This window comes from Bacillus sp. FSL K6-2839 (assembly GCF_038003365.1).
Classification (GTDB): Bacteria; Bacillota; Bacilli; order Bacillales; family Bacillaceae; genus Bacillus.
On record NZ_JBBOOZ010000001.1, the window covers coordinates 2,135,918 to 2,162,482 of the forward strand.

General features: G+C 42.9%; 27 protein-coding genes, 1 pseudogene and 1 other annotated feature. Of the genes and pseudogenes, 3 read left to right on the forward strand and 25 right to left on the reverse strand.

Translation table 11 applies throughout. The features are described 5' to 3' along the window. Positions 1 to 204: 204 nt before the first annotated feature. Positions 205 to 737, forward strand: a pseudogene (locus MHH26_RS10985) (LysE family transporter). Positions 738 to 785: 48 nt separating this feature from the next. Here the strand turns inward: MHH26_RS10985 and MHH26_RS10990 are convergent. From MHH26_RS10990 to nadB, 5 genes are all read right to left on the reverse strand, one after another. Then, positions 786 to 1,403, reverse strand: coding sequence for a YhcN/YlaJ family sporulation lipoprotein (locus MHH26_RS10990; protein WP_340973442.1), 618 nt, complete (start codon positions 1,401 to 1,403; stop codon positions 786 to 788). Positions 1,404 to 1,726: 323 nt separating this feature from the next. Continuing rightward, positions 1,727 to 3,043: a SafA/ExsA family spore coat assembly protein gene (gene safA / locus MHH26_RS10995; protein WP_340973443.1), complete on the reverse strand. Its 1,317-nt coding sequence runs from the start codon at positions 3,041 to 3,043 to the stop codon at positions 1,727 to 1,729. 131 nt (positions 3,044 to 3,174) lie between these two features. After that, on the reverse strand, positions 3,175 to 4,284 hold the full coding sequence (nadA, locus tag MHH26_RS11000) for a quinolinate synthase NadA (protein ID WP_340973445.1): 1,110 nt from the start codon (positions 4,282 to 4,284) through the stop codon (positions 3,175 to 3,177). Next, positions 4,271 to 5,134: a carboxylating nicotinate-nucleotide diphosphorylase gene (gene nadC / locus MHH26_RS11005; RefSeq protein WP_340973446.1), complete on the reverse strand. Its 864-nt coding sequence runs from the start codon at positions 5,132 to 5,134 to the stop codon at positions 4,271 to 4,273. The genes nadA and nadC overlap by 14 nt, the downstream gene beginning before the upstream one ends. Continuing rightward, positions 5,116 to 6,687 carry an L-aspartate oxidase gene (nadB, locus tag MHH26_RS11010; protein WP_340973448.1) on the reverse strand — a complete coding sequence of 524 codons (1,572 nt, stop codon included), beginning with the start codon at positions 6,685 to 6,687 and terminating at the stop codon, positions 5,116 to 5,118. Before nadB ends, nadC begins: the two co-directional genes overlap by 19 nt. A 97-nt stretch (positions 6,688 to 6,784) precedes the next feature. Here nadB and MHH26_RS11015 point away from each other — a divergent pair, with 97 nt between their 5' ends. Beyond that, a complete protein-coding gene (locus MHH26_RS11015) occupies positions 6,785 to 7,927 on the forward strand; it encodes an IscS subfamily cysteine desulfurase (RefSeq protein ID WP_445661635.1) in 1,143 nt (380 codons plus the stop codon). A 3-nt stretch (positions 7,928 to 7,930) separates the two neighbouring features. Beyond that, entirely contained in the window at positions 7,931 to 8,473 is a 543-nt protein-coding gene (locus MHH26_RS11020) for a transcription repressor NadR (RefSeq protein ID WP_307500008.1), read from the forward strand. Positions 8,474 to 8,495: 22 nt separating this feature from the next. Here the strand turns inward: MHH26_RS11020 and pheA are convergent, their stop codons facing one another. The 20 genes from pheA to MHH26_RS11120 all read right to left on the reverse strand — a co-directional run bounded on the left by pheA (position 8,496) and on the right by MHH26_RS11120 (position 26,550). Further along, the gene (gene pheA, locus MHH26_RS11025; RefSeq protein ID WP_340973453.1) at positions 8,496 to 9,374 is read right to left on the reverse strand and encodes a prephenate dehydratase; all 879 of its coding nucleotides are present in this window, start codon (positions 9,372 to 9,374) and stop codon (positions 8,496 to 8,498) included. An 18-nt stretch (positions 9,375 to 9,392) separates the two neighbouring features. Next, positions 9,393 to 9,836 (reverse strand): ACT domain-containing protein, encoded by a 444-nt coding sequence (locus MHH26_RS11030; protein WP_003216269.1) that lies wholly within the window; start codon positions 9,834 to 9,836, stop codon positions 9,393 to 9,395. Between the two features lie 55 nt (positions 9,837 to 9,891). After that, positions 9,892 to 11,178: a GTPase ObgE gene (gene obgE / locus MHH26_RS11035; RefSeq protein ID WP_066030594.1), complete on the reverse strand. Its 1,287-nt coding sequence runs from the start codon at positions 11,176 to 11,178 to the stop codon at positions 9,892 to 9,894. 21 nt (positions 11,179 to 11,199) lie between these two features. Further along, positions 11,200 to 11,793: a sporulation initiation phosphotransferase B gene (locus MHH26_RS11040; RefSeq protein ID WP_034661629.1), complete on the reverse strand. Its 594-nt coding sequence runs from the start codon at positions 11,791 to 11,793 to the stop codon at positions 11,200 to 11,202. Positions 11,794 to 12,049: 256 nt separating this feature from the next. Next, positions 12,050 to 12,334: a 50S ribosomal protein L27 gene (gene rpmA, locus MHH26_RS11045; protein ID WP_003216586.1), complete on the reverse strand. Its 285-nt coding sequence runs from the start codon at positions 12,332 to 12,334 to the stop codon at positions 12,050 to 12,052. A 12-nt stretch (positions 12,335 to 12,346) separates the two neighbouring features. Further along, on the reverse strand, positions 12,347 to 12,685 hold the full coding sequence (locus MHH26_RS11050) for a ribosomal-processing cysteine protease Prp (RefSeq protein ID WP_340973455.1): 339 nt from the start codon (positions 12,683 to 12,685) through the stop codon (positions 12,347 to 12,349). Positions 12,686 to 12,699: 14 nt separating this feature from the next. Further along, entirely contained in the window at positions 12,700 to 13,008 is a 309-nt protein-coding gene (gene rplU, locus MHH26_RS11055) for a 50S ribosomal protein L21 (RefSeq protein WP_003216781.1), read from the reverse strand. A 12-nt stretch (positions 13,009 to 13,020) separates the two neighbouring features. After that, positions 13,021 to 13,093 (reverse strand) — a sequence feature (ribosomal protein L21 leader region). A 66-nt stretch (positions 13,094 to 13,159) separates the two neighbouring features. Next, positions 13,160 to 14,029 (reverse strand): M50 family metallopeptidase, encoded by an 870-nt coding sequence (locus tag MHH26_RS11060; RefSeq protein ID WP_106042551.1) that lies wholly within the window; start codon positions 14,027 to 14,029, stop codon positions 13,160 to 13,162. Beyond that, positions 14,022 to 14,813, reverse strand: a complete 792-nt coding sequence (locus MHH26_RS11065) for a M23 family metallopeptidase (RefSeq protein ID WP_340973457.1) — start codon at positions 14,811 to 14,813, stop codon at positions 14,022 to 14,024. The genes MHH26_RS11060 and MHH26_RS11065 overlap by 8 nt, the downstream gene beginning before the upstream one ends. A 109-nt stretch (positions 14,814 to 14,922) precedes the next feature. Further along, on the reverse strand, positions 14,923 to 15,726 hold the full coding sequence (gene minD, locus MHH26_RS11070; RefSeq protein WP_003216504.1) for a septum site-determining protein MinD: 804 nt from the start codon (positions 15,724 to 15,726) through the stop codon (positions 14,923 to 14,925). 2 nt (positions 15,727 to 15,728) lie between these two features. Next, entirely contained in the window at positions 15,729 to 16,412 is a 684-nt protein-coding gene (gene minC, locus MHH26_RS11075) for a septum site-determining protein MinC (RefSeq protein WP_106039612.1), read from the reverse strand. A 54-nt stretch (positions 16,413 to 16,466) separates the two neighbouring features. Further along, the gene (gene mreD / locus MHH26_RS11080) at positions 16,467 to 16,985 is read right to left on the reverse strand and encodes a rod shape-determining protein MreD (RefSeq protein WP_034661648.1); all 519 of its coding nucleotides are present in this window, start codon (positions 16,983 to 16,985) and stop codon (positions 16,467 to 16,469) included. Continuing rightward, complete coding sequence (gene mreC / locus MHH26_RS11085) at positions 16,982 to 17,881, reverse strand: rod shape-determining protein MreC (RefSeq protein WP_003216396.1); 900 nt, start codon at positions 17,879 to 17,881, stop codon at positions 16,982 to 16,984. Before mreC ends, mreD begins: the two co-directional genes overlap by 4 nt. Before the next feature lie 27 nt (positions 17,882 to 17,908). Continuing rightward, complete coding sequence (locus MHH26_RS11090; RefSeq protein ID WP_012010766.1) at positions 17,909 to 18,928, reverse strand: rod shape-determining protein; 1,020 nt, start codon at positions 18,926 to 18,928, stop codon at positions 17,909 to 17,911. A 90-nt stretch (positions 18,929 to 19,018) separates the two neighbouring features. Beyond that, positions 19,019 to 19,693, reverse strand: coding sequence for a RadC family protein (radC, locus tag MHH26_RS11095; protein WP_340973817.1), 675 nt, complete (start codon positions 19,691 to 19,693; stop codon positions 19,019 to 19,021). Positions 19,694 to 19,741: 48 nt separating this feature from the next. Beyond that, positions 19,742 to 20,311: a Maf family protein gene (locus tag MHH26_RS11100; protein WP_034661651.1), complete on the reverse strand. Its 570-nt coding sequence runs from the start codon at positions 20,309 to 20,311 to the stop codon at positions 19,742 to 19,744. Between the two features lie 177 nt (positions 20,312 to 20,488). Continuing rightward, positions 20,489 to 21,502 carry an SPOR domain-containing protein gene (locus MHH26_RS11105; protein WP_307500012.1) on the reverse strand — a complete coding sequence of 338 codons (1,014 nt, stop codon included), beginning with the start codon at positions 21,500 to 21,502 and terminating at the stop codon, positions 20,489 to 20,491. Between the two features lie 168 nt (positions 21,503 to 21,670). After that, positions 21,671 to 22,390 (reverse strand): prepilin peptidase, encoded by a 720-nt coding sequence (locus MHH26_RS11110; protein WP_340973459.1) that lies wholly within the window; start codon positions 22,388 to 22,390, stop codon positions 21,671 to 21,673. A gap of 147 nt (positions 22,391 to 22,537) precedes the next feature. After that, positions 22,538 to 23,836, reverse strand: a complete 1,299-nt coding sequence (locus MHH26_RS11115) for a bifunctional folylpolyglutamate synthase/dihydrofolate synthase (protein WP_302621046.1) — start codon at positions 23,834 to 23,836, stop codon at positions 22,538 to 22,540. A 71-nt stretch (positions 23,837 to 23,907) separates the two neighbouring features. After that, positions 23,908 to 26,550 carry a valine--tRNA ligase gene (locus MHH26_RS11120; protein ID WP_340973461.1) on the reverse strand — a complete coding sequence of 881 codons (2,643 nt, stop codon included), beginning with the start codon at positions 26,548 to 26,550 and terminating at the stop codon, positions 23,908 to 23,910. Between the last annotated feature and the right edge of the window lie 15 nt (positions 26,551 to 26,565).

The window sequence follows — 26,565 nt, forward strand, 5'->3', positions numbered from 1 at the left end:
CATGAAAAAAAGAAGTTTTAGGAAAATAGTTCCTTTCCACTACAAAAGAGATACAGCAAGCTTGATATGCACCTTTATATACATCATCTCTCCTAATCATTTCGATAAAATATGAAATAATCATTGATCCTTTTCTCCTAATATGTATAGTTAATCTAAACTGAGAATTTTTATACAAACTTTTCCAAAGGAAGTTCTAGTCGATTGCAAATATTTCTCGCATTTATCGTCGTAGGATTGTCAATTGCTCTGCCAGTTGGAGCGATCACGGTTGAAATGACAAAACAGGGATTAAAAAACGGATTCTTTGATGGATGCTGAATTTGCTCAGTTTTTATCACTGCCATTTGTCCAAATCCCGCTCTGGCTGATCGGCGGATCAAGACATCCATTTAGCTGGCGAAAAAGTCAATAAATCATTCGCAAAAACGTACAGAAACGGCTTGCTTGTCGCGGTATCCCCTGGAAACCTTGTGTTCTGGGTTTCTGTATTCGGTGCTGTACTGGCAGATGCATATACAAAAACAGATTCATCTGAATTTATGCTGGCTTCAGGCGGTATTTTGGCAGGGATTCTCCTTCATGACATCGGTCTTCTCCCCCTTGTATCCTTAACAAGAAAAGTGATGAATCGAACGATGATCAAAGGGACCTTCATTATTGCTGGTATTTTATTACTTGGATTTGGCTGTTATTTCTTTTACGAATTTTATACAGGCATCAAGGGTTATTTTTAAGAAAAGGCTAAAGTTCTTGAGGAACTTTAGCCTTTCTTATTCTCCAACCTATCGAGTCATGCCTGTTTGGCCTGTTTCAAATTGTGTTCTTCTCATATCTCTAAAGCGTGTGAAAGCACCCTCGTCTTTAATGACTTGGACAGCTCTTCCATCTGCATAACGAGTCGCTGCTTCTTCAACTTGTGATACGCCCTCTGTCGTCAGACGTCCATCTGATTTAATGGCAATATACACATTTTCATCTGTCACCATCACCTGTGAGTCTGCAACGTGGTTCATTTTATTGACCCGGTTGGCAATTTTTCTTGAACGCTGGACGTTCTCTTGTTTATCGTAGCCAGAGAACGACATTTGGTTATGATAGTTCATATCTCCATGACTGTAGCGTCCATCTCCACCTGCGAGAGGCATTCGATCATCGGCTTGAGGACGGGTGCGATAATCAACATTCGTTGTGTTCCCACCGTTCATCCCCTCCATGAGTTCAGAAACTGGCCCTTGATGATCTTGATTATTGTCAGCCGCACGGTTATTCGAATGATATCCGACTGGCTGACCTGATTGATTATGACGTGTATCTACACCTGCATTATCATTTGTACCACATGCCGTTAACCCAATAGGAAGAAGCACTAATGCGATCGTTTTTTGCCATTTTTGTCTCAAACGAAAAACCCCCTGTACAAATTCAATCTCATGAGCGCGAAACAGGCTCTGTTTTAGCATGTACAGTTTGGGGAAAAATCAAGCTGTCAGTTATAAACAAAAAAAGGAACGATTGAGATCGTTCCTTCCAGATTGTTAAAATGATCTTTATTTTAGCCCTTTGTCTCTTTTTCAGCGTGATAGAAAACCTTTGCAGTCTAGGAAGGGCGAGCACCGGAGCGGAGCGAATTTGACATTCGTGAGCACCGGAGCACAGCCCTGACAACGAATGCGAGGGTTTGTCTACACGCTGAAAGGAACGATTGAGATCGTTCCTTCTGTCATTACTCTTCTTCGTCTTCTTCTGGCCTTGCAAAAACAGATTGACCTGGATATGGCTGCATATAAGGCTGAGCTGGATACCCCCCCATTTGGCCATAAGGAACAGGATTCGGATAATGTCCTGGCCACGGCTGATGCTGCTTCATGCCATCATCACATCCGCAGTCTTCCTTGCCATAAGCTTCATTTGAAACGTTTGGATAAAAGCCTTGATTCACGTTCGCATTGTCATTTGGGTGCATATGGTGGTGCCAGTGATGCCCATCGTTTGCATGATGTGCATGATGTTCATAATGTTCCCCGTAATAAGCTGGCGCTTGATACGCAGGATAATACGGCTGAGCTGGGTATGGATATGGCATCATGTGATGGTGATAATATGGCTGGACAGGATAACAAAGACCTGAACCTGGTAAAATTGGCGATGCTGGCACCATTTGTTGCGGGTATGGATACATTGCCGGCATGTAATGTCCATGACCAAAACCATAATAAGGATCATATGAGTCATGATGCTGGTGATGGTGATGATGCTCTTTATTCTCAGCCATTCCTCCTACCGCTGCGCCTCCAACATTCGGCATTTGCGGGAAATTAGGAAGGTTTGGGTAATTGCTTTGCTCCATATCTTTTCCCTCCTCCTTTTGATGCGGAATATGAATAAACGGATCATACCCCTTTGCCACTTCATCTTTTAGATGGCCTTTATTTTCATCATAAAAATGGTCCTTGTTATTTTTATGGTCCTTATTTTCATGATGAAAATGTTCCTTATTATCTTTATGGTCCTTATTTTCATCATAAAAATGTTCTTTGTTATCTTTATAGTCCTTATTTTCATGATGAACATGATCTTTGTGATCCTTTTTGTCATGAACATGATCTTTCTTTTCATGAACGTAATCTTTTTTCTCATGATGTTCTTTTTTGGGAGGAGGCGTGAATGGCTGGTAGAGATTGGTCTGATAATAGTTCACATCGACTTGTGGAAAAACTGGATGCTCGATCTTTGGCACTGGCGGTACATAAGGTACCGGTTCATTTGGCTTTTCTTTCGGCTTCGTATCTTGCACTTGCACGACATCTTTTGGCTTTTCTTTCACATACGGATGTTCTTTCGGCTTTGGCATTTCTTTTGCTTTGTGATGATCTGTTTTTACAGGAACACCACTAGATGGAATCTTGATCTTCATACCCGGCATGATCAAATCTGGGTTACTGAGTTGTGAATTTAGTTTTTTCAATTCTTGAAAGTCGACTCCGTATTTCTTTGAAATTTTCCAAAGGGAGTCTCCTTTTTGCACAATATGAATTTTCAACGTTTTCCCCTCCTATGCAAAACGTGAACGTAACGGTTATGTCAGAAGTACAATATGTTTCACCATAAATTTATGCCTATTTACAAGCCGATATGATAAAAACTTGTTTTCTGATAGGAGGGGCTGATTTATTATTTAATGGCGAGCATTTTATTCAGTGCAAGTAAAGCCTCTTTGGTAATGTCTTCATTGACCTGAATCAAACCGACCGGATCACCTTTCTCAATGCTTTCTAGTGACCATAACAAATGAGGAAGATCGATCCGATTCATGGTCAAACATGGACACATATCCGGATTGAGGGATTCAATTTGTTTATCTGGATGCTGATCTATTATCCGCTTGACTAAATTCATCTCTGTTCCAATCGCCCACTTGCTTCCTGCTGGCGCTTCCTTAATCGTATCAATAATAAATTTCGTTGAACCGGCAAGATCAGAAGCCCTGACGACTTCATGCGTGCATTCTGGATGGACAAGGATTTGAATGTCACGGTCTCTTTTTCTCGTTTCTTCTATATTCCGCACCGTAAATTTCTCATGGACAGAGCAATGGCCTTTCCATAAAATCATCTTGATGCGGGAAAGCGGCTGATCGGTGATGAGCTTTTCTTCTATTTGATCCCAGACAGCCATTTCTTCTAGTGAAATGCCTAAATCGAATGCCGTATTACGCCCTAAATGCTGATCAGGGAGAAACAGAATCCGCTCTTTTTGTGTGAGCGCCCACTCCAGCACTTTTTTAGCGTTTGACGATGTAACAGTCGCCCCGCCATGCTTGCCGACAAATGCTTTAATATCCGCTGTTGAGTTAACATACGTGAGCGGCAGGATCGTATCCCCAAACAGATCAGTGAGCTGCCCCCATGCTCTATCCGTTTGCTTCATGTTCGCCATATCAGCCATTGAACAGCCTGCTCTCATATCTGGCAATAGGACCTTTTGATTCTTATTTGACAGCATATCTGCCGTTTCAGCCATGAAGTGAACACCGCAAAACACAATGTACTCAGCCTCCTGATTGTCCGCGGCTATTTGTGCGAGCTGCAATGAATCTCCTGTTGCATCTGCAAATTGGATGACTTCATCCTTTTGATAATGATGCCCCGGTATAAAAAGCTTTGATCCAAAGGCCCGTTTAATGTCTAACACACGCTGCTTCATCTCATTAACAGAGCGGTGCTTATATTCTTCTGGCATCATGGCTGCATGTTGATTTGCGAGTACATCAAGCAGTGACATGAGTTGTTCCCCCTTTATGACTGAATTCCATATTCATACTAAAATCAAATGCTGGAGCAGAATGTGTCAAAAAACCAAGTGAAATAAGGTCGACACCTGTCCCCCTGTAACTTGGCAATGTCTCTAACGTGATGCCTCCTGAAGCCTCCGTCAGAATTGTCTCCGGCGTCATTTGTTTAAAACGTTTTACTTCGTCCGGAGAGCAGTTGTCAAACATGATGACATCGGCTTTTGCATCAATGGCTTCCATTAGCTGCGTTTCTGATTCAATTTCTACTTCAATTTTCACCATATGACCGGCATATGCTCTTGCTTTATCTACAGCTTCACGAATAGAGCCGCATGCGGCAATATGATTATCTTTAATCATCACTCCATCTGATAAGCCGAAGCGATGATTCTTTCCGCCTCCTGTCTTCACAGCGTATTTCTCTAACATGCGCAAGCCGGGAGTCGTTTTTCTCGTATCACAAATCGTAATCGACGGATCCGCTAATCGCTGCACCGCTTCATGTGTTAATGTGGCGATACCTGTCATGCGCTGCAAGACATTCAAAATGACCCTTTCTCCTTTTAATAAGTCGCTGACCGGCCCCTTTATTTTCGCCAGCACAGCGCCTGAATGAATCCAATCACCTTCCTTAAAAAACAATTCAGCTTGAATCTGTTCATTCAGCAGGCGGTACCCTATGTCAATGACTTGAGAACCTGCCAATACACCCGATTGTTTTGCGATGATGTATGCTGTTCCTTTCTTTTCTCCAAAAATGGCATCAGCTGATACATCTCCAAAGCCAATATCTTCTGTGAAAAAATGAGTCATCATTTGTTTTAACTGTAAACGTTCCATTTGGCACCGATCCTTTCATTTTTCATCATATGAATGTGGCCTTTTTCATGGACAATCTGCATGCCCCGCCACAAAGCATCATTCCGATTTGGATAATCCATTCGAAAATGGCCGCCTCTGCTTTCTGTACGAAGTAATGCAGACTTCACAAGGCAAATCGCTAATGCCCATTGATTGCTTAATTCGATCTGTTCACTTGTGATATTCTTCACATTCGTTTGCTGATAAGGGACTTGCTGTAATACTTGAAGCAAGGTCTTTAGCCCTTTTTCGTCTCTTACAATTGCGGCATATGTCATCATCCATTGTCTCAACTGATCCTCTGAAATCGCTGGGACGGACCATACTTCTTGAATAGAAAAAGATGGGACTGTTTTTTTCTGTTTAGGTACCTGTTCAATTCTCCGTGCCGCTTTGTTTCCTAAAACGATACCTTCCAAGAGAGAATTACTCGCTAATCGGTTCGCTCCGTGTAATCCTGTACAGGCCGCTTCTCCGATAGCAAAAAGAGATGGAACAGTGGTTTCTCCATATTCATTCACGCAGATTCCGCCCATTAAAAAATGCATACCAGGGGAAACTGGGAGCCTGCCGCTTGCCATATCGACACCTGCCCGCTGACACATCGCATTAATTGCTGGAAAACGAGCTGAAAAATGTGGAATCTCGCGGATATTGAGATACAGATCATGACCTAATTGCTGCTCATGAAAAATAGCTCTAGCGACCACATCTCTAGGCGCTAAATCAGTTTGTGGGTGAATGCCTTTCATCATCCTCCTGCCTGTTTCATCTTCTAAATAGGCTCCCTCTCCCCGGACTGCCTCTGAAACGAGACCGACTGCTTTTCCAGCGATCGTCAAGAGGGTGGGGTGGAATTGAACAAATTCAAGATCTGCTAATTGTGCCCCGGCTCGATAGGCCATCATCAGTCCGTCTCCTGTTACAGAAGGGTCATTTGTGTTTGTTTCATATAGGGAGCCGCAGCCGCCCGTGGATAAAACAACTGCATCTGCGGTCATGGTATGGACGTGTCCTTTCTCGTCTTTCCACACCACACCCATGCAGGTTCCTTCATAGACCAATAGATCAATGACATGGTGATATTCGTATAAATGAATATGTGAGCCAAGCTGACTTTTTAAATACTGCACGAGTGTTTTGCCTGTTTGGTCTCCTCCTGCATGCAAAATGCGATGAGTCGTATGTGCCCCCTCTTTACCTAATTGCGGCTCGCCCGTCTCCGTTTGATCAAATGGACAGCCTTCTTTTACGAGCTGCTCCACCAATTGCTTTCCAAGACTTACGATCTCTTGTACCGCCCTCTCATCATTGTGATCACAGCCGGCAGCTAATGTGTCTTGTACATGCTGATGAACTGAATCCTGTGCTGAAAAAGCAGCAGCGATTCCTCCTTGTGCAAGCATGGAATTACTAGAGGAAAATTGTTTTTTTGTCATCATGATAACTTGGCAGCTTTCTGAAATGGTTTTTGCAAAGGAAAGCGCTGCAATGCCTGATCCCACCACAATGACTTTTTTGATTGATGACACCTTCGCCCCTCCTGTCATTTACACCTGTCTTGACACATATCATTACACAACACTACAATAAATACAAGAAAAAATTTTCTCATAGGAGATGGATGGATTGGTTTATTTAGATTACGCAGCTTCTACACCTGTTTCAGAGGAAGCACTGCATGTTTTTCAGCAGCTAAGTCAAGATTGCTACGGGAATGCAAGCAGTCTTCATGATGCAGGTGGAAGAGCAAATGACATACTGACTTACAGCAGACAATCATTCGCTGCCATTCTTGAGGGCGAACCAGACGGCATCTACTTTACAAGCGGCGGAACAGAATCCAATCTTCTGGCGATTCAATCGATCGCAAATGGTCTGCCAGCACACAGGCAGCATGTCATCACAACTTCTGTAGAGCACCCTTCTGTTCATCACGCGGTTAGTAGCTTAGAGCGTCTTGGCGTGAAGGTCACAATCATTGAACCGAATCAAGATGGGATCATCACTCAGGACATTCTCAAAGAAGCATTATTGCCTGAAACAGGACTAGTATCTATTCAGCATGCTAATTCAGAAACAGGGATTATCCAGCCGCTCGCTGAATTAGCGCCCCTTTTAAAAGAAAGGCATATTCTTTTTCATACAGATGCCGTGCAAACATTCGGAAAGATTCGTGTGTCCATCAAGGAGCTTGGGATTGATGCCGTGTCCATCTCTAGCCATAAAGTGTATGCACCTAAAGGAGCTGGTGCTGTCTATATGAGCGCTCATGTTCCTTGGAAGCCTTTATATTCAGGTGCAGTTCAGGAAGGTGGCTTCCGCCTTGGAACAGTGAACGTTCCATGCATCGGTGCTTTTGCTGCTGCGAGTGAACAATTGATGCTTAAGCTAGATGAGCAGCAACGACAGAATGAGCAGCTTCGTGATTATTTTCTTCAGCAGCTGAAAATGAGACAGCTTCCTGTTCGTACACTTCAAAACAATGGCAATCGCCGCATGCTGCCTCATATTATTGGTTGTTTTTTTGAAGGGTTTGAAGGACAATATGTAATGTTAGCATGTAACCGGCATGGGGTTTGTATATCGACTGGAAGCGCATGTGCTTCTGGTTATCATCATCCTTCCCCGGCTGTGAAGGCATTGCACGTATCAGATCGTGATGCCCTTCAATTCATTCGACTATCATTTGGATCGAAGTCATCAAAAGAGGACATCGATCAGCTTTTGCATACATTTGCACAATTGCAAAAGGAGAAGAAAGGAGCATAAGACGTGGAGCAAGAGAGGAAACTCATTGGCGAAGAGAGAAGAAACGCCATTTTAGAGTGGCTGAAAGAAACAGATTCACCGCTCACCGGAAGCTTTTTGGCTAAAAAGGCGGCTGTCTCTCGACAAGTCATTGTACAAGATATGTCACTATTGAAAGCAAAAAACGAACCCATTATTGCTACAAGTCAAGGCTATGTATATATGGCACCGCAGCATGCGCCAGAAAGAGAAATTGAACAAATCATCGCCTGCAAGCATAATCCTGTTCGTACAGAAGAGGAACTAACCTTGATTGTAGACTTTGGTGTGACGGTGAAAGATGTGATCATAGAGCACCCCGTTTACGGTGAACTAACGGCCTCTATTCGCGTCAGCACTCGCAAGCAAGTAGCTGATTTCGTCCATCACATTTCTAACACGGGCGCCTCCTACTTGTCAGAACTAACAGACGGCGTGCATTTACATACACTCACTTCTTACAGTCAAAAGCAGCTTGACCAAGCCATTCAAGCACTCGATGACGCTGGTTTTTTAATTAAAGACTAAAAAAAGTGTCCTGCAAGGGACACTATTTTTCATTCGTTAGTTCATATGTTTGGTAGCTGCCGAGCAGTTTGACCTCACAGCCAATCGCTTCTAATTCCTGAATCGCGCCAGGGACAAGGACATCATCCATTTCTTTTTCAATATCTATTATAAATAAATAGTGTCCAAGACCCGTTTTTGTCGGACGAGATTCAATTTTTGACAAGTTGAGATTCCGCCAAGAAAAAGCAGATAACACGCGATGCAATGCACCTGATTGGTCATCCTTTGGCAGACTGACCACAATGGTCGTTTTTGGCTTCGATGAGAACCCAGCATTCATTGGGAACGACGCCTTAGAATCTTTATGTAAAATAACAAAGCGTGTATGATTGTGCGGATAATCATGAATGTCTTTTTTTGCAATCGTTAAACCATATGTTTGCGCGGCAATTTCATTGGCAATGGCCCCAGCAGCCTCATCCGGATGCTCACTGATATATTTGGCTGCATAGCCTGTTGATTCTACCGGACGGTGCGGAATATCTGGGTACTGTTTTTTCAGAAATTGATGGCATTGGGCAATCGCGTGCGGATGTGATTGGATCACATCTAATGTCTCCCAGCTTTCCGCTCTTGATGGGTGGACAAGCAAATGCTGCCGAATCGGTGCTGTCATTTCACCAACAATGGACAGCGCTTCTTCATGAATTAAATAATCAATCGTTAAGTTCACAGATCCTTCGAGTGCATTTTCAAGTGGAACGACCGCCAAATCGACTTCGCCTTTTGACACAGCATCCATACATTGCGGAATCGTTGCATAGGCACGCTGCACTGCATCTGCTGGAAAGCAAGAGCATACGGCCAAATGAGTAAATGTTGCCTCTGGTCCAAAATAACCTACAGTTAATTGCTTCATCTGCTATGATCTCTCCTTTTACGCCCCAGAACCTAGAATTTCAACTTTTTCGACAAATTCAAGTTTTCTTAATTGATTCATGACTGTATTGATATCATCTGCCATACCAGCCGTGCTAATGGATAGGGTGACATTCGCTCTTCCCTGCAGCGGAATCGTTTGGTGAATGGATAACACATTACAGCCAGAGTCCGCCACAATTTGAAGCAGCCTTGACAGAGCCCCAGACCGATCCTCAAGGTGGAAAAACAATGTGATGATCTGCTCTTTCACCATCGTATAAAATGGAAAAACAGCATCTCTGTATTTATAAAAAGCACTGCGGCTTAAATCCGCTTGTTGAACAGCATCGGCAACTGAATCCGCTTTTTTGCGATCGAGAAGCTTTTTGACTTCAAGCGTTTTTCGCATCGCATCTGGAAGGACATCCTCTCTTACTAAATAGAACGTTTCTTCTTTCACCTGTTTTCTCCCCTTTTAAAAACGGGAGAGCCCATGGACTGGACCCTCCTTTTGATCAATCAATAAATTCAAATTCAAATTCAAGCAGACGAATGATGTCGCCGTCTTTTGCACCACGCTCACGCAAGGCATCATCGACACCCATTCCGCGCAGTTGTCTAGAGAATCGTTTCACGGACTCATCTCTTGAGAAATCTGTCATCTTAAACAGTCGCTCAAGTGCTTTACCCGTTATGACAAACGTACCGTCAGGATCTCTTGTGATTTCAAATGGTGCATCTCCCTCATCAAACCTGTACATCACGCGGTTATCAGACAGTTCCTCTTCATTATAGAGCGGGAATTCCGGTGTTGTTTCAAGCTGATTGGCGATTTCAAATAAAAGCTCACGAAGCCCTTCTCTTGTGATCGCACTAATTGGGAACACTTTATAGTCATCCGTTAATTTTTCTTTAAATGCCGCTAGATTGTCAGCTGCATCTGGCATGTCCATTTTATTCGCTACAATGATTTGTGGACGCTCAGTCAATCTCATATTGTATTGCTCAAGCTCTTCATTAATCGTCACATAATCTTCGTACGGGTCACGTCCTTCAAGTGCTGACATATCAATGACATGGACAATAACCCGTGTCCGCTCAATGTGGCGTAAAAATTGATGACCTAAGCCAACACCTTCGTGCGCTCCTTCGATCAGTCCTGGCAGATCCGCCATGACGAAGCTTCGGTTATCATCTGTTTCGACAACTCCTAGGTTCGGCACAAGCGTTGTGAAATGATAATCCGCAATTTTCGGTTTCGCAGAAGAGACAATTGAAAGCAGTGTCGACTTCCCGACACTTGGGAAACCAACAAGTCCAACATCTGCAAGTACTTTTAGTTCTAAGATGACGTCACGTTCTTTTCCCGGCTCACCGTTTTCAGAAAGCTGCGGTGCAGGGTTTGCCGGTGTTGCGAAACGTGAATTTCCACGTCCGCCTCGTCCGCCTTTTGCAATGACTGCCCGCTGTCCATGCTCTGTTAAGTCAGCGAGTACTTGTTCCGTCTCTGCATCTGTCACGACCGTACCGGGCGGAACTTTGACAATCATTTCTTCCGCATTTCGGCCATGCTGGTTTTTACTCATTCCATGCTCGCCGCGATCCGCCTTAAAATGGCGCTTATAACGAAAGTCCATCAACGTTCTGAGTCCTTCGTCTACTTCAAATACAACATCTGCACCATTTCCGCCGTCGCCGCCAGCTGGTCCGCCTTTTGGCACATATTTTTCACGACGGAACGCCACCATACCGTTTCCGCCGTCACCGCCTTTAACATACACTTTAACCTGATCTACAAACATAACTTCCTCCGTTTCTCTGCATCACATATCTCGTTCTTGCCTCAAACAAAGCTCAATCATGGACTCATGACTTGTCACATGAAATTGAGCTACACTCATACATGGATAGTTTGCGTCATGAAACGCATTTAACGCATCCAAACTTGTTAATTTTCCTTTGAAATCAAAATATAAGACCACATCATTCTCTTCTTGATCTGTTTGGAACGTGACCGTTAAATGATTTTCAGTTTTTTGGCAAACTGATTGATCGAATATCGAAAACAACTCCTGTGATACCGTTAGCAGCTGCGATTCATATGCTGATAAGTCTCGGGTTTCACCAAGCACTTCATATTCTAGGGTGATAAAATGCGACTCCCAATTAAATGTTAGAAAGTAATAGGCCAATTGGGGAATTTTTAAATTTGAGAGTTTGGATTCATGCTGTGCTTCAATGACCATTTCTTCTATAATTTCAAACACCCGGTCATATTTTTCTAATGTCAAGTTGCCCTTGATCAGCTGCAATTTATTCATCCAGTCGTGTCTTGAACGACTGAGCAGATAGATCAATTCATTTGTTAATGCAACGTGAGTTAATTTTTCGTTTTGTTTACTTGGTATCTCTTCCATTATCGCACTCCCAATCGTTTGGTCTCTCTTTTAGGAGTCTTATCATCACTATGTCTCCCTGAATTATAACAGAGAAGACAGCATAGAAAAACACTAGTTATGTGAGGAAAGGTTGTTTTTTCTGATCTATAGGAGAAAATGAGGCAAAGTCAGCAAACGTTCTTTGATATTTATGGAGTGCATCTTCTTTTATCATCTTCGATACTACTTGTAAAAAGTGAAAAAAACTCCAGTCAATGACCGGAGTTTTTAGCAATTATTGTGCCGCAGGATATACGCTCACTTTTTTACGGTCACGACCGAAACGTTCGAATTTAACCGTTCCGTCGATTTTAGCGAAAAGAGTGTCGTCGCCTCCGCGTCCAACGTTTTCACCTGGATAGATTTTCGTTCCACGTTGACGATAAAGGATAGAACCACCAGTTACGAATTGACCATCAGCACGTTTAGCGCCTAAACGTTTAGACTCAGAGTCACGTCCGTTCTTTGTAGAACCTACCCCTTTTTTAGATGCGAAAAATTGAAGATCTAATCTAAGCATGAAGTTCACCTCCTATTTTTTTGTAGATATTCTCACATAATCGTGATAATCTCGTTCGATTGTCTCTAAGGAAACGACCATGCCTTCTAAAAGCAGCTGGGCTTTTTCAAAGGATACTGAATCTGTATCAGCTGGCAATTCAAAAGAGAAATAGCCGCCTTCTTCACCAATATCGAGCAGTGGATCCATTCCTGTCAGTGCAATAATTGAATTGACTGAGCCGAAAACAACAGCAGATACACCTGCACAAACGAGATCCTGACCTTTTTCAGCAAACTCGGCATGTCCAGTCATCTGAAAAGACGTAATGCTTTCATCTGCTGCCGACCGAGTAATGGTTGCTTTGATCATATCACTCACACGCCTTAAGCGTTGATTTTTTCGATAACAACTTTAGTGTAAGGTTGACGATGACCTTGTTTCTTGTGGTTGTTTTTCTTCGGTTTGTACTTGAACACAGTAATTTTCTTACCGCGACCTTGTTTTTCAACTTTAGCCGTTACTGTTGCTCCAGCAACTGAAGGGTTACCCACTTTGACAGTGTCTCCGCCGACAAACAATACGTTTTCAAAAGTTACTGTTTCACCTGCTTCAGCAGCTAGTTTTTCAACATAAACAGTTTGACCTTCTTCAACTTTTACTTGTTTACCACCAGTTTCGATAATTGCGTACATCTCTGCACCTCCTAATAAACTCAGACTCGCCGAATACAGGGGGCCTTAGGCTCTTTACACCTGCTTCGCGCGGTTGTAGCACGGGTGCTACATATCCATAACATTAAAAAATATATCAAATTAGACGCAGAATGTCAACGTATTTTCATCACTAGTACGGCAAAAGGAGCTCTTCCATTGAGGAGGTGGTTCTTCGATCTGAAAAATACGCATGGAGCAGTTCATTTTCGTCAAGCTGGCTCATTTTCACGCCATCTCTTTCAATAATAATCGGATGCTTACAGCCTCTTTGGAATCGCGCCATTACTTCATATACTTTTTCCTCAGCGCTCGCTCTCAGCGGAATAAGCTTTTCTACCTTTTGCTCTTTTTTACCGTAATAGCGTTCTAGTAAAAAGCGGACCCTGACGTAATGCCGCTGCCGGTGCTCCATTACGAGTGAATAGGCTAAAAAAGTGAGCAGCACCCAGCCATTGAATTGCAGAGGCGCAAACAAAAGCAACCCTGCAGTCAATAGAACGAAAAAGACAAGTGAGCCTTTTATGGCAAGGGCATGTGCACGTTGGAAAGGGTAATATGCTGATAAGAGCAAAAAGAATAATTTCCCGCCATCAAGCGGCCAAATAGGCAAAAGATTCACAAGAAAAATCGCCATATTATAAAAAGTGAACATCGTAAAAATGTCGTGCGAAATAAGAGAAGTTTCCATGAAAAGCCATGCCATAAGCTGGAGCGGTACATGCTGGAGCGGCCCGCATAAAATGACTGCCAACTCTTCCTTTAGCGGACGGTTCCCATGCTCTTCTACTTCTACCGCTCCGCCAAATGGCAGTAAAAAAATCCGCCGAATGCGCCAATGATAATAGCAAGCAGCCGCTGCATGTCCAAGCTCATGGACAAAGACGATGATGAGCAGACAAAGCAGCGGCTTGATTTGACCAGAGAGAATCGCAAACGCCATCACAATCCACAGCAGCGGATGAATGTGAATTTTCGTCAGCATGACCAGCCATCTATTCAAAGGTCATCACCTGAATAGGATCGATAAACTGTTCATTTTGCTTAATGGCAAAGTAATATGTGCCCTTTCCTTGATCATCAAGTGAGATCTGGCCAATTTTCTCACCCTTATCGACAAAATCGTATAAGGCCACATCGGCTTCCTTTAACTGACCGTACCAGCTATAGCTGTTATCCGCATGCTGCACGACCACTGTAAGCCCTGTGTCACTTTTCTTTTTTACCTCTACCACATAGCCTTCTTTCATACTGTCAATGGCTTCAGCCGATGTTTCGACTTTGACACCTGCTCCATTTTGCGTAAAGGATTCCTGCACTTTTCCAGAAGCAGGTACAGCCAGTTCTTGGTTCGCTTGTACATCTTTTTGGTCTGCCTTTTTGTCGGTTAAAAAGGCAAGGGGGTTTCCAACTGTTTTCTCAAACCAGTGATTGGCAGCAGCAAATTGAAAATCTTGCTCAAAGGTCTGCGTAATGATCGGCTTCAGCTGCTGAAACGGCCCTGCCTGACCTTTAAATGAAATGGCTGCAATCAACACAAGGGACGCAGATAATAAACATTTCAGCACAAAGGTATTGGGGTTAAATAACGGATGCCGATATTTCTTCGGCTGATGAGACGACGACTCAAAGGAAGACGACTCTGAATGCTTTTCTTCCTCTGTCAGCATGACCCATGGAGGGATATCTTCTTTTTTCTTGAAAGTCGTCTTCTTAGGTGGAGCAGCTGGCTGCTTCGTTTTGCGGCGCTGCGCAATTTTCTTTCGGTACTCGTCCACTCTTTTCATGAGATCACCCTTTACATACAAACAGTTTGTACATTTTATGTGACGACCTCATCTGATATGCAACAAAAAGACCGATTCTCATCGAATCGGTCTCATCTTACTTGAATGCTTATGCTCTTACACCAAAAAATGCTTTCAGCTTCGCAAACATTCCTTTGTTTTCATCTTCAAATGATTGAAGCGGAACAGATTCGCCTAGTACACGGCGGGCGATATTGCGATACGCAATCGATACTTTGTTTTTAGCATCCATGACAATCGGTTCACCATTGTTTGAAGCCTTAATCACGTCATCATCATCTGCGACAATGCCAAGAAGATCAATCGATAAGTGATGTACAACTTCATCCACATCCATTGAATCGCCACTTTTCGCCATGTGTGTACGAATACGGTTGACAATCAAACGAGGTGGTTCGATATCTTCTTGTTCTAACAAGCCGATGATACGGTCAGCATCTCTCACAGCTGAGATCTCAGGCGTCGTCACGACAATTGCCTTATCTGCACCAGATACAGCATTTTTAAAGCCTTGCTCAATTCCAGCAGGGCAATCAATGACGACATAATCAAAGTCTTGTTTCAATGATTGAATTAATTCTTTGATCTGCTCCGGCTCTACAGCCGTTTTATCGCTTGTTTGAGCAGCGGGTAAAAGATACAAAAGATCCTCGAAACGCTTATCTTTTACAAGCGCTTGGTGAATTTTACATCTTCCTTCTACTACATCGACTAGATCATAAATAATGCGGTTCTCAAGCCCCATCACGACATCTAGATTCCGAAGGCCAATATCGGTATCCACTAGACACACTTTTTTCCCTTGAATTGCTAGTGCTGTGCCTAAGTTTGCAGATGTTGTTGTTTTGCCAACGCCGCCTTTTCCTGAGGTAATCACAATAGCCTCGCCCAATTTCACATTCCTCCCTCAAGCCTTGTCAGATTAGGTCTTATATGAGCCAATTGCTGCAGGCGTTCAATGATCATGTTGCCATCTATATCTAAATAAGCACATTCCATTTCGTTTCCATCTTCTTTTTGATCTGGTGCACGGTTAAACACTTGTGCGATGCGAAGCTGTGTTGGAATCATACGAGATGCCGCAATGACAGCTTGTTTATTCCCATTACATCCAGCATGTGCCACGCCTTTTAAAGAGCCGAGCACAAAAATATTTCCCCCTGCACGAATCGTTCCGCCAGGATTGACATCTCCTATTAATAAGAGATCTCCTTCGACATACAGCACCTGTCCAGAGCGCACAATTTTGGCTACAGAGGTAATTTCGGCCTCTGCTTTTAATCGTCTCGCCTCTTCAGTTGACATGACGTCACTTTCAATGGAGTGAATGACGAGATGTTCATTTTCAGAGACCGCTTCAGTCAAACGCATTTCCTGATCCTCTGTTAAATACCGAAAACCAAGCTTAATATGCACATTGACCTTATGCCCTTCTCTACCATCTGTATATTGCTCAAGTAAAAGAACCTCTCGCAAGCCAGAAAGAAGGTCATCAAACGAACAGTCATCATTTAACTGTAATGTTAATCCGTTTTTTGTACCTTTTATCGTCACATATTGCTGTTTTTGAGTTTTCAAGATGCTCACCTCAACAACATACTCATTTCGCCGTAATTGGACAAACTCCTGCTTTTATTCGTCGATCAGTCCTTGTTTCATATTGATGAAAAAGAGCCTAAGCGGCACAACAAGTATGAGAGACGCAGCAGTATTTAAAAGAATCGTTGGAATAAAGCGTTCGATGACATACGTATTAAACGGCATAATTCCTGGTTGAATTGTCGCTTGAACGCCGTATACATAAAACTCCATCACGGAAACAGCAATAATCGACAGAAAGACGACCACTAGCATATTCGTTTGCAGAACTTTAAAGGCTTTCGCTAGCAAATAGCAGAGCGCTCCAAAGCCAAACATATGAACACCAAGTATGCCTGTATACGAAATATCATATAAAAGTCCAAAGATAAAACCGAAAATCACACCATATTTTTGATTCACAAAAGCAGTCATAAATACAAGTGCGAGTAAGATGAAATGAGGAGCTAAAATTTGATTGTCTGAAACAAATGGGAGCTTCACTAGATCGACAAAAATACTGTCAAATACGAAGATAAACAACATGACGAAAGCAAGAAGGACACGTCTCACGAGCCTTCCTCCTTCGTCAATTCAGATGCATCTGCCGTACTTGAGCTGCGATTCACCACAATCACGCGGTCTAAATTGTTGAGTTCAGCCGCTGGTTCTACATAAATAATTTTTGTCAGGCCGTAATGATCTGGTTCGATTTCACTCACCTTACCAATCGTCAAGCCTTGCGGGAATACGCCCCCTGCTCCAGATGTTTCAACAAGATCTCCTTTTTTGACATCTCCATCTGCATCAGATTTCAGAATATTCATTGTCAGCATTTTTTTCTTACTGTCATAACCGTTAATAATTCCGTTGAGTTCTTCTTTGCCCTTTTTCGCAAAAATTTTCGTTGAAATTCTATTATTTTGGTCCGTAGAGCTTAGCAACCTTACAGTTGAAGTAAAATTGTTGAGCTTATCACTTTCAATTTTCCCAATTAACGCACCACTCTCATTTGTGACCGCCATATCTTTGTCAACGCCTTGTTTTTTCCCTTTATCAATCATCACAAAGCTATCCCAAAGGGACGGGTTTCTCGCGATAACCGTTGATAGAATTGGCGTATAATCACGAATAGAGTTCACATATCCGAGCTGCTTGCGAAGCTTTTTGTTCTCATCTTCTAGCTCTTGAAGTTTCGCCTCATATTGAGTTTGTCCATCAAGTTTTTTTCGAAGACGCTCGTTTTCATCATATGTGTTCTTTAAATCTTGTACGTTCCCATAAATACCGGCAATAAATTGTGATGGTTTATGAAAGACACCTTGAAAAAAGCCTGTCGTATCCCCCACTAATTTTTCCGGCCATGAAGCACCTCTGCCGCTTTTCACTGAAAAACCAATCATGGCCACCAGTACGATGACACAGACAAGGAGCAACATTAATCTTTTATTCATAAAAAACTGCGGCATGTCTTACACCTCTTTATTTACGCCCGATTATCGATTATCTTTAGATTTTCCTTTGAACAAATGAATATGCTCTAGTGCTTTTCCTGTTCCGATCGCCACACAGTCAAGCGGGTCTTCAGCAATAATGACTGGCATCTTCGTTTCATCACTAATGACTTTGTCAAGATTACGAAGCAATGCACCGCCGCCAGTTAAAACGATTCCACGGTCCATAATATCTGCTGCCAGCTCAGGCGGGGTTTTTTCAAGTGTCATTTTCACCGCATCGACAATTGTTTCCACCGTATCGCGAAGCGCTTTTGCAATCTCATCTGCCGTAATAGAGATCGTTTTTGGCAGACCAGTTAAAAGGTCACGGCCGCGAATATCCATCTCATCATGTACATCAGGCTGTGCAGAACCGATTTCCATTTTAATGGCTTCTGACGTACGATCACCGATCATCAGGTTATACGTTTTACGGATGTAGCTGCTGATCGCATCATCCATTTCATCTCCTGCCACGCGGATCGACTGTGAGGTCACAATGCCGCCAAGAGAAATAATAGCTACCTCTGTTGTACCGCCGCCAATGTCTACAACCATACTTCCTGTTGGCTCCCATACAGGCAGGTTAGCACCGATTGCCGCAGCAAATGGCTCTTCGATAGGGTATGCGTCACGTGCTCCAGCTTGTCTTGTCGCATCAATGACTGCACGCTCTTCTACAGCTGTAATACCAGATGGTACACATACCATCACGTAAGGTTTGCGAGCAAAAAGCCCTTTGCCTTTTAATGCTTGATTAATGTAATATTTCATCATTGTTGCTGTCGTCTCGTAATCTGCAATGACTCCGTCTTTCATCGGGCGTAGTGCCACAACATTACCAGGTGTACGGCCAATCATGTTTCTAGCGTCATTTCCGACCGCCACTATAGACTTCGTATCAGTTTCCAAAGCTACGACCGAAGGTTCTCTTACAACAATGCCTTTTCCTTTAATAAAAACAAGCGTATTCGCTGTTCCAAGATCTATTCCAAGGTCTTTTGTACCAATTCCAAACATATGTATGTATCTTCCTTTCTTAAACCAAAATTCCCTTTAGGGAAAAACTCATAAACTCTATTATATCGTAAAACATTGAAAAAAAAAGTGTTACAAATACCCTTTTTCCTTCAAACTCACAAATTTTTGATCACCTATGACAAGATGATCAAGCAGCTGTATTCCAATCAGCTTTCCACATTCAAAAAGTCGCTGTGTAACTTCAATATCTTCCCTGCTGGGCGTCGGATCTCCAGATGGATGGTTGTGCACACATATAAATGAAGCCGCCGAACGTTTAAAGGCCTCTTTGAAAATTTCACGCGGGTGAACGATCGATGAATTCAGGCTTCCAATAAACACGGTATGTTTATGAATAACTTGATTTTTGGTATTGAGATAAAGACAAACGAAATTTTCCTGTGTCAAAAATCTCATATCTTCCATCACAAAGTTCGCTCCGTCTTCTGGTGTGCGGATCACATAGCGGTTATCCGTCGTTTGATGGTGTAATCTAGTGCCGAGTTCTAAAGCAGCTAAAAGAGAAATCGCCTTCGCCTTTCCAACTCCTCGGATCTTCGACATTTCTTCAATTGAGGCTTCTTTTACAGAGCGAAGACCGCCAAATGTTTGCAGAAGTCTTGCGGAAATTTGGAGAACTGATTCTTTTTTTGTGCCTGTTCTTAGAAGGATCGCAACAAGTTCATGATTTGACAAACTGCTGGGCCCGTATTTGATAAATCGTTCTCTCGGTTTTTCATCATGAGGGAAATGCTTTAGCAGCATAGGGAAATCGTTCAGGATGACCACTCCTTTTAGAATTCCTTCCTGTCTTCAAAAAGGGGTGATTCCAAAGGTTTCAAGCACTCTGACTGTTTTCGCAATAGGTAGACCTACAACGGAAAAATAATCACCATCTATTTTTTGAACAAACAGTGCGCCTTTCCCTTGAATGCCATAGCTTCCCGCTTTATCAAGGGGCTCGCCCGTATTGATATAGCGGTCTATTTCATTTTGAGTCAGCGTCCAAAATGTCACTTCTGTCTGTTCATAAAATGTTTCTTTTCTATTCTCTGACTGAACCGTGACACCCGTCAAGACTTGATGTGTCTTTCCTGATAATAATTGAAGCATGAAAGCCGCTTCTTTCTTATCTTTTGGTTTCCCAAGACATTTGCCGTCAATTGCAACAATTGTATCTGCACCAATGATCACAGCTTTAGGATTTAATCTTTGAATATCATTTGCTTTTTGTTCTGCCAACCATTGGACGTTCTCAGCAGGAGAAAGGTTTCGATTTATTTCTTCTTTTAAATGACTTGCTTGAATGTCATAAGAAAACCCTGCTAGATCAAGCAATTCTTTTCTTCTAGGTGATTGAGATGCGAGAATCAATTGGTTCATGTTTGTTCATCCTTTCAGGGTTTAGCCTAAGAAGTAAGATACCCATTCATCCTAGCAAATGTACATCTTACCGACAATCTACGAAAATTCATTTTTCATGTACCTTCATCATTATGTTGGATGTAAAAGAAAAAAACTAGTCATTTTTTGACTAGTTTCGTTTCTTAAAAAATGATTTTACGTATTTAATTGATCAAGCAGTGCCTGCTGAGATTTCCAGCCGTTTTCAGCAGTTGGGTCATTTAATAGCTGCACAGCTTTTAGCAAACTGCTTTTAGCCGATGCGTCCGCTGTTTTGGCACTTTCAAGCTCAGAAACCAGCTGCGTGACTTCCTTTTGATCCACTTCATCGCCGGCAATCACTTTAGAGGATAATACAGATGCCTTTTCTATTAAACTAGTCAGCTCATCCGGTACTTGAAATGAGAGCTCCTTTCCTCCCCACGCCTCAAAGTGCTGATCGATCAGCTTCTTCCCTACAGCGCTTGTCATTCCCTGCTCTGTCGCAAGCCCAGCAATGACATAATATCCATCATCCATTGAGACCTTTTTCCCCGCATATCCTGCATCTTTTAAGCTTCCAACTAAGTCATCTGCTCCTTTTTCAGAGGAAAATTTCCCAGCCTGTACAACAAAGGTTGACAAACTGCCAGAGGCACTTTTTTCATCGTTGTTCTCTTTTGATTCATCTGTAGTACCTGCTTTCGGCGCATCCCCGCCGGCTTTCATCGACGATTGGTTTCCAGATGCTGAGACACTGATATCTCCACCTGATGGACTTGGTGTACCATCTTGACTTAAACTAAGCGCAAACACCCCAAGGCCTGTCCCAAGAACCACCGCAAACACAATCGTTGTCATTACTCTCTTGAAGGGACCGCGGTTTTTACCAAACTTCTGATCAAAGGAGCCTTTTTTCTTTTGATAAGGCGTGACGACCTTTGGATCAGAATGATAAATATGATCAGCTGCATCATCCCACTGGAAATCTTCTTCTTTCGGTTTAGACGAATCTTCCTGAGAAGCCGCTGTCTCCTGTTCCGACTGCCTCTTTTCCTCCCAATTCGAAAACGTCACTTGATCTTCCTGCTTTTTTGGCGGCTGATGATCATCTTCATGCAGCATTTCTTCCTTGCCATTAATATTGACCTTGAGCCCTTGTTTTTTTGCCTGCCTCTTTTTCACTGTCATTCCCCGCTTTCTGACATGTTTGTAAGAAAGACCTTTCTGTCCAATGAATCAGCGCGAATTTAACCCGTCCTTCTTTCTGTTTCACACTTTAACATAGCAGTAAAAAAAAAGAACAAGACTTTTGTCGGCAGGGCAAAAAAGTGTTCGCCAATTTTTTCATCCCTTCGACTAGACAAATAGAAACAAGACAGGAGCACCAAAGAGATACAGCCAAAAAGAAAAAGCGATCGCAGGAACAAAGGGGAATGGCTCGTCTAATTGAAAGGAAAAGACCTTCGCATAGACCATTCCAGCGATACATGAGAGAAAAAGCATGAGAAGGAACGGCTTGAATCCAAAGCAAAACGCAAGCAAACTGAACAGCTTCATATCAGCTCCGCCCACGCTATTTGGCTTAAAATAATCTAGACTAGAAAACAAAAGAATGCAAAAAATCAGAGAAGCCGCTCCTTCCCACCAAATAAGGAGCGGTTCCAGCGTGCGGTATATGACGAAAAGAGGGAAAAAGAAGAGAAACAGCTCGTTCGGCACCCTCATATAGAGAAGATCACTCACGACAGCAATCACGAATAAACTACAAAGAATCACAAGGAAAAGACCTTCAAACGAAAAACCAGCGATTCTATAAATGAACAAAAAAAGACCGCCTGACAGCAGCTCAACCATTGGATATAACCTAGACAACCGAGTGCCGCAATGTTTACAGGCCCCCCTCAAGAAAGCATACGAAACTATCGGGATCATCTCGTATAGAGAAAGCGGCTGTTTACAGACTGTGCAGTGAGAGCGAGGGAAGAGAATGGACCGCTTCACCGGCAGCCTTTCGCCAACGAGATGAAAGAACGACCCCATCGTGATGCCTGCAATAAACAGAAAAATCTCAATCATATATGGTGCTCCTTCCGGGAATAAGATAGACCGGATTTTACCATGACCCTATCCACTAAAGCATCTAGTGAAAATATGATTTTCCCCCTTTACTACATATAAAAAGAAAAAGACGCAGGAGGCACCAAAGCCATTTGCGTCTTTTCGTTACCCGATCATACGATTTCGTATATCTGAAATAAAATAAAGAGAGCCTGTCACAAGGATCACCGCTAAAGGATCATCACTCTTTTTCTGAATCCATTCAAGCACTGCACGAGGGTCATCATCATACGATTTTGCCTCTAACTGACTGCACGCATAAAGCTTTTCCGCTGATTCCGCTCTTGGAAAGTCAAACGAAACAAAATGAATAGATGAACTAACAGCTTCAAGCTTTTGAATCATTTGCTTGTACGGCTTATCTTTTAAAGCACTAAAACAGACATGCACTTGTTTACTAGAAAAATGGGCTTGTACGGTTTCAATTAAACGGTCGATTCCTTCTTCATTATGAGCGCCGTCTAAATAAACTGGTGGATGATCTTTGACCTTTTCAAATCTTCCAGCCCACACTGCCTGCCGAATGCCTTCATACATCTGCTCTTCTGTCACGCTGATATAGCCTTCTTGCTCCAGCCATTCAATGAGTAGAACAGCAAGGGAAGCATTTTGCCGTTGATGCGTTCCAATTAATCCTGTTTCAAGCTGCGGATACTGCCTTTTTGATGTGTGTAACGTAAACCGTTCGCCTGTTTCTGTTGGCTGCTGCTCACCGAAGGTACAAGTATGCTGTAATGAGATGCATTCCGCATTCTTTTCTTTTGCGATGTTTTGAATGACCGCAAGTGCTTCCGGTTGATGAACAGCAGTGATCATCGGAATATTCTCTTTGATAATGCCCGCTTTTTCAGATGCAATCTGTTCAAGTGTGTCACCTAAAATTGCCATATGATCATGACCAATCGACGTAATCGCTGTTAAGATAGGTACGGCAACATTTGTTGAATCAAGTCTTCCGCCAAGCCCTGTCTCTAATAGGACAAAGTCTACTTGGTGCACATCGGCAAAATAAGCAAATGCACATGCGGTAATGATTTCAAATTCTGTTGCTGCGCCAAGCTCTGTTTGATCTAATTCATCAACAAAAGGCTTGATCTTATTCACCAAACTCAGCCATTCTTCATCCTGTATAGGTGCTCCGTTCACGCTGATTCGTTCATTGAACGTTAAAATAAACGGAGAGGTGAAGGTTCCGACCGAATAGCCTGCAGCCTGTAAAACGGAACGAGTAAACGCAATGGTTGAACCTTTTCCATTTGTCCCTGCAACATGCACCGCTTTTATGCGTTGTTCCGGATGGCCTAGTCTGTTCATCAGCCACTTCATTCTTTCAAGACCCGGTTTTACACCAAAGGCCAGTCTACTGTGAATCCACTCAATGGCTTCATGATAGGTTGTAAACAATGTCATCTCTCATTTCATACGAAATTTTCAAAAAAGACGACTCCATTTTGTTAGGAGCCGTCTTTTCAACCTTATGCTTTCAGCTCTTCAATCCGCTTTTGAACAGCTTCGCGTTTTGCGACATAATCACGTTCTTTCGCACGCTCTTCTTCTACGACACTTTCAGGCGCTTTTTTCATAAAGCCTTCGTTGCCAAGCTTTTTCTGGACGCGTTCTACTTCTTTTGTCAGCTTATCAAGCTCTTTTTGCAGACGAGCAATTTCCTCATCTAAGTTAATTAAGCCTTCAAGCGGCAGAATGAGCTCTGCTCCAGAAATAACAGCCGTCATCGCTTTATCACTAGCTGGGACCTCTGTGCCAATTTCAAGAACACTTGGGTTCGTGAAGCGCTCAATATATGAACGATTCTTCTCTAAACGTTCTTGTACATCAGATGTGGATGCTTTGATGTAAAGTTCGACTTGTTTGCTCATTGGTGTGTTTACTTCACTGCGAATGTTACGAACAGAGCGAATGAGTTCAACAAGCAGTTTCATGTCAGCAGAAGCTTGATCATTTGAAAGCTCCGGCTTCACCTCAGGCCAAGCTGCTACAGTAATGGACTCACCTTCATGCGGAAGATGCTGCCAGATTTCTTCTGTTAAGAACGGCATAAACGGATGAAGAAGTCTCATCGTTTGATCTAATACGTACGCAAGGATCGAACGAGTCGTTTTTTTCGCTGCTTCATCTTCACCATAAAGTGGAAGCTTCGCCATCTCAATGTACCAATCACAGAAATCATCCCAAATGAAGTTGTATAAATGTCTGCCCACTTCACCGAATTCATACTTGTCAGCTAGCTGTGTGACACTTTCAATCGTTTCATTTAAGCGGGTTAAAATCCATTGGTCAGCGACTGATTTTTCTCCAGTCAAATCAAGTTCATCATACGTTAAGCCATCCATGTTCATTAAAGCAAAACGCGATGCGTTCCAAATTTTGTTCGCAAAGTTCCAAGTGGATTCAACCTTTTCAAAGCTAAAGCGAAGATCCTGACCTGGTGAGCTTCCAGTCGCTAAGAAATATCTTAATGAATCTGCACCGTATTGATCAATGACCTCCATTGGATCAATTCCGTTGCCGAGCGACTTACTCATTTTACGTCCTTGTTCGTCGCGGATAAGCCCATGAATCAGAACGTCTTTGAACGGTTTTTCCCCTGTAAATTCAAGGCCTTGGAAGATCATGCGAGAGACCCAGAAGAAAATGATGTCATAGCCTGTGACCAGCAGGTTTGTTGGATAGTAGCGCTTGAAGTCTTCACTGTCTGCATCCGGCCAGCCCATTGTAGAGAAAGGCCAAAGCGCTGAACTAAACCATGTATCAAGCACATCGTTATCCTGTTCCCAGTTCTCCAGATCTTCTGGCGCTTCCAGTCCAACATATACTTCTTTCGTTTCTTTATGATACCAAGCCGGAATGCGGTGTCCCCACCATAGCTGACGAGAAATACACCAGTCACGGATATTTTCCATCCAGTGTAAATACGTCTTTTCAAAGCGGTCTGGAACAAATTGAACTTGGTCGTCCCCATTTTGAAGGTTGATGGCTTCGTCTGCCAGCGGCTGCATTTTTACAAACCATTGAGTAGATAAATAAGGCTCAACGACAGCTCCGCTTCGCTCACTATGACCAACTGAATGCATGTGGTCCTCAATTTTGAACAAAATACCCTCTTCTTGTAAATCTTTCACAAGCTGTTTACGGCATTCGAAGCGGTCTATTCCTTTGTATTGCAATGCATTTGCATTCATTGTGCCATCTTCATTCATGACAAGAATACGCTCTAGCTCATGGCGGTTTCCAAGCTCAAAGTCATTCGGGTCATGGGCAGGTGTAATTTTCACAGCTCCTGAACCAAACTCCATATCGACATAGTCATCACCAACGATTGGAATCTCTCGGCCTGTAATTGGTAAGACCACTGTTTTTCCAATCAAATGCTGATAGCGTTCGTCATCAGGGTGCACGGCAACGGCTGTATCCCCAAGCATGGTTTCAGGTCTTGTCGTCGCAATTTCAATTGAACCCGTGCCATCTGAAAGCGGGTATCTCAAGTGATAAAACGCACCTTGAACATCTTTATAAATGACTTCAATATCAGAAAGTGCCGTTTTCGTCGCTGGATCCCAGTTAATGATGTACTCTCCGCGATAGATAAGTCCTTTTTCATACAATTGGACAAACACTTGGCGTACCGCTTTATTCAGACCTTCATCTAATGTAAAACGTTCACGTGAATAATCAAGACCAAGTCCCATTTTCGCCCACTGGCTGCGAATAAAGTCCGCATATTCTTCTTTCCATTTCCACGTTTCTTCCACAAATTTCTCCCGGCCAAGGTCATAACGGCTCACGCCTTCTTCGCGAAGCTTTGCCTCTACCTTTGCTTGAGTAGCAATACCAGCATGGTCCATTCCTGGAAGCCATAGAACGTCATAGCCCTGCATCCGTTTCATACGTGTTACGATGTCTTGAAGTGTAGAATCCCATGCATGCCCAAGGTGCAGTTTTCCTGTCACGTTTGGTGGAGGAATGACGACTGTATATGGATCTTTCGTTTTGTCATTTTGTGCTTCGAAGAATTTCCCTTCAAGCCAGTACGTATAGCGGTCTTTTTCAATCGCATTTGGATCGTACTTTGTTGGCATTTCTTGATTATTTGTTCCCATTTGTGTAACCTCCAC

Coding starts and splice junctions, on each gene's coding strand:
- nadA (WP_340973445.1), bottom strand. CDS start 4,284: ATGTCACTGCTTGATGTACTCGCAAATCAACATGCAGCCATGATGCCA.
- nadC (WP_340973446.1), bottom strand. CDS start 5,134: ATGGAACGTTTACAGTTAAAACAAATGATGACTCATTTTTTCACAGAA.
- pheA (WP_340973453.1), bottom strand. CDS start 9,374: ATGAAGCAATTAACTGTAGGTTATTTTGGACCAGAGGCAACATTTACT.
- obgE (WP_066030594.1), bottom strand. CDS start 11,178: ATGTTTGTAGATCAGGTTAAAGTGTATGTTAAAGGCGGTGACGGCGGA.
- MHH26_RS11040 (WP_034661629.1), bottom strand. CDS start 11,793: ATGGAAGAGATACCAAGTAAACAAAACGAAAAATTAACTCACGTTGCA.
- rpmA (WP_003216586.1), bottom strand. CDS start 12,334: ATGCTTAGATTAGATCTTCAATTTTTCGCATCTAAAAAAGGGGTAGGT.
- MHH26_RS11050 (WP_340973455.1), bottom strand. CDS start 12,685: ATGATCAAAGCAACCATTACTCGGTCGGCAGCAGATGAAAGCATTACG.
- rplU (WP_003216781.1), bottom strand. CDS start 13,008: ATGTACGCAATTATCGAAACTGGTGGTAAACAAGTAAAAGTTGAAGAA.
- MHH26_RS11065 (WP_340973457.1), bottom strand. CDS start 14,813: ATGAAAAGAGTGGACGAGTACCGAAAGAAAATTGCGCAGCGCCGCAAA.
- mreC (WP_003216396.1), bottom strand. CDS start 17,881: ATGCCGCAGTTTTTTATGAATAAAAGATTAATGTTGCTCCTTGTCTGT.
- MHH26_RS11090 (WP_012010766.1), bottom strand. CDS start 18,928: ATGTTTGGAATTGGTACAAAAGACCTTGGAATAGATCTTGGAACAGCG.
- radC (WP_340973817.1), bottom strand. CDS start 19,693: ATGCTGCTAAAGCATTTCCCTCATGATGAAAAACCGAGAGAACGATTT.
- MHH26_RS11100 (WP_034661651.1), bottom strand. CDS start 20,311: ATGAACCAATTGATTCTCGCATCTCAATCACCTAGAAGAAAAGAATTG.
- MHH26_RS11105 (WP_307500012.1), bottom strand. CDS start 21,502: ATGACAGTGAAAAAGAGGCAGGCAAAAAAACAAGGGCTCAAGGTCAAT.
- MHH26_RS11110 (WP_340973459.1), bottom strand. CDS start 22,390: ATGATTGAGATTTTTCTGTTTATTGCAGGCATCACGATGGGGTCGTTC.
- MHH26_RS11120 (WP_340973461.1), bottom strand. CDS start 26,550: ATGGGAACAAATAATCAAGAAATGCCAACAAAGTACGATCCAAATGCG.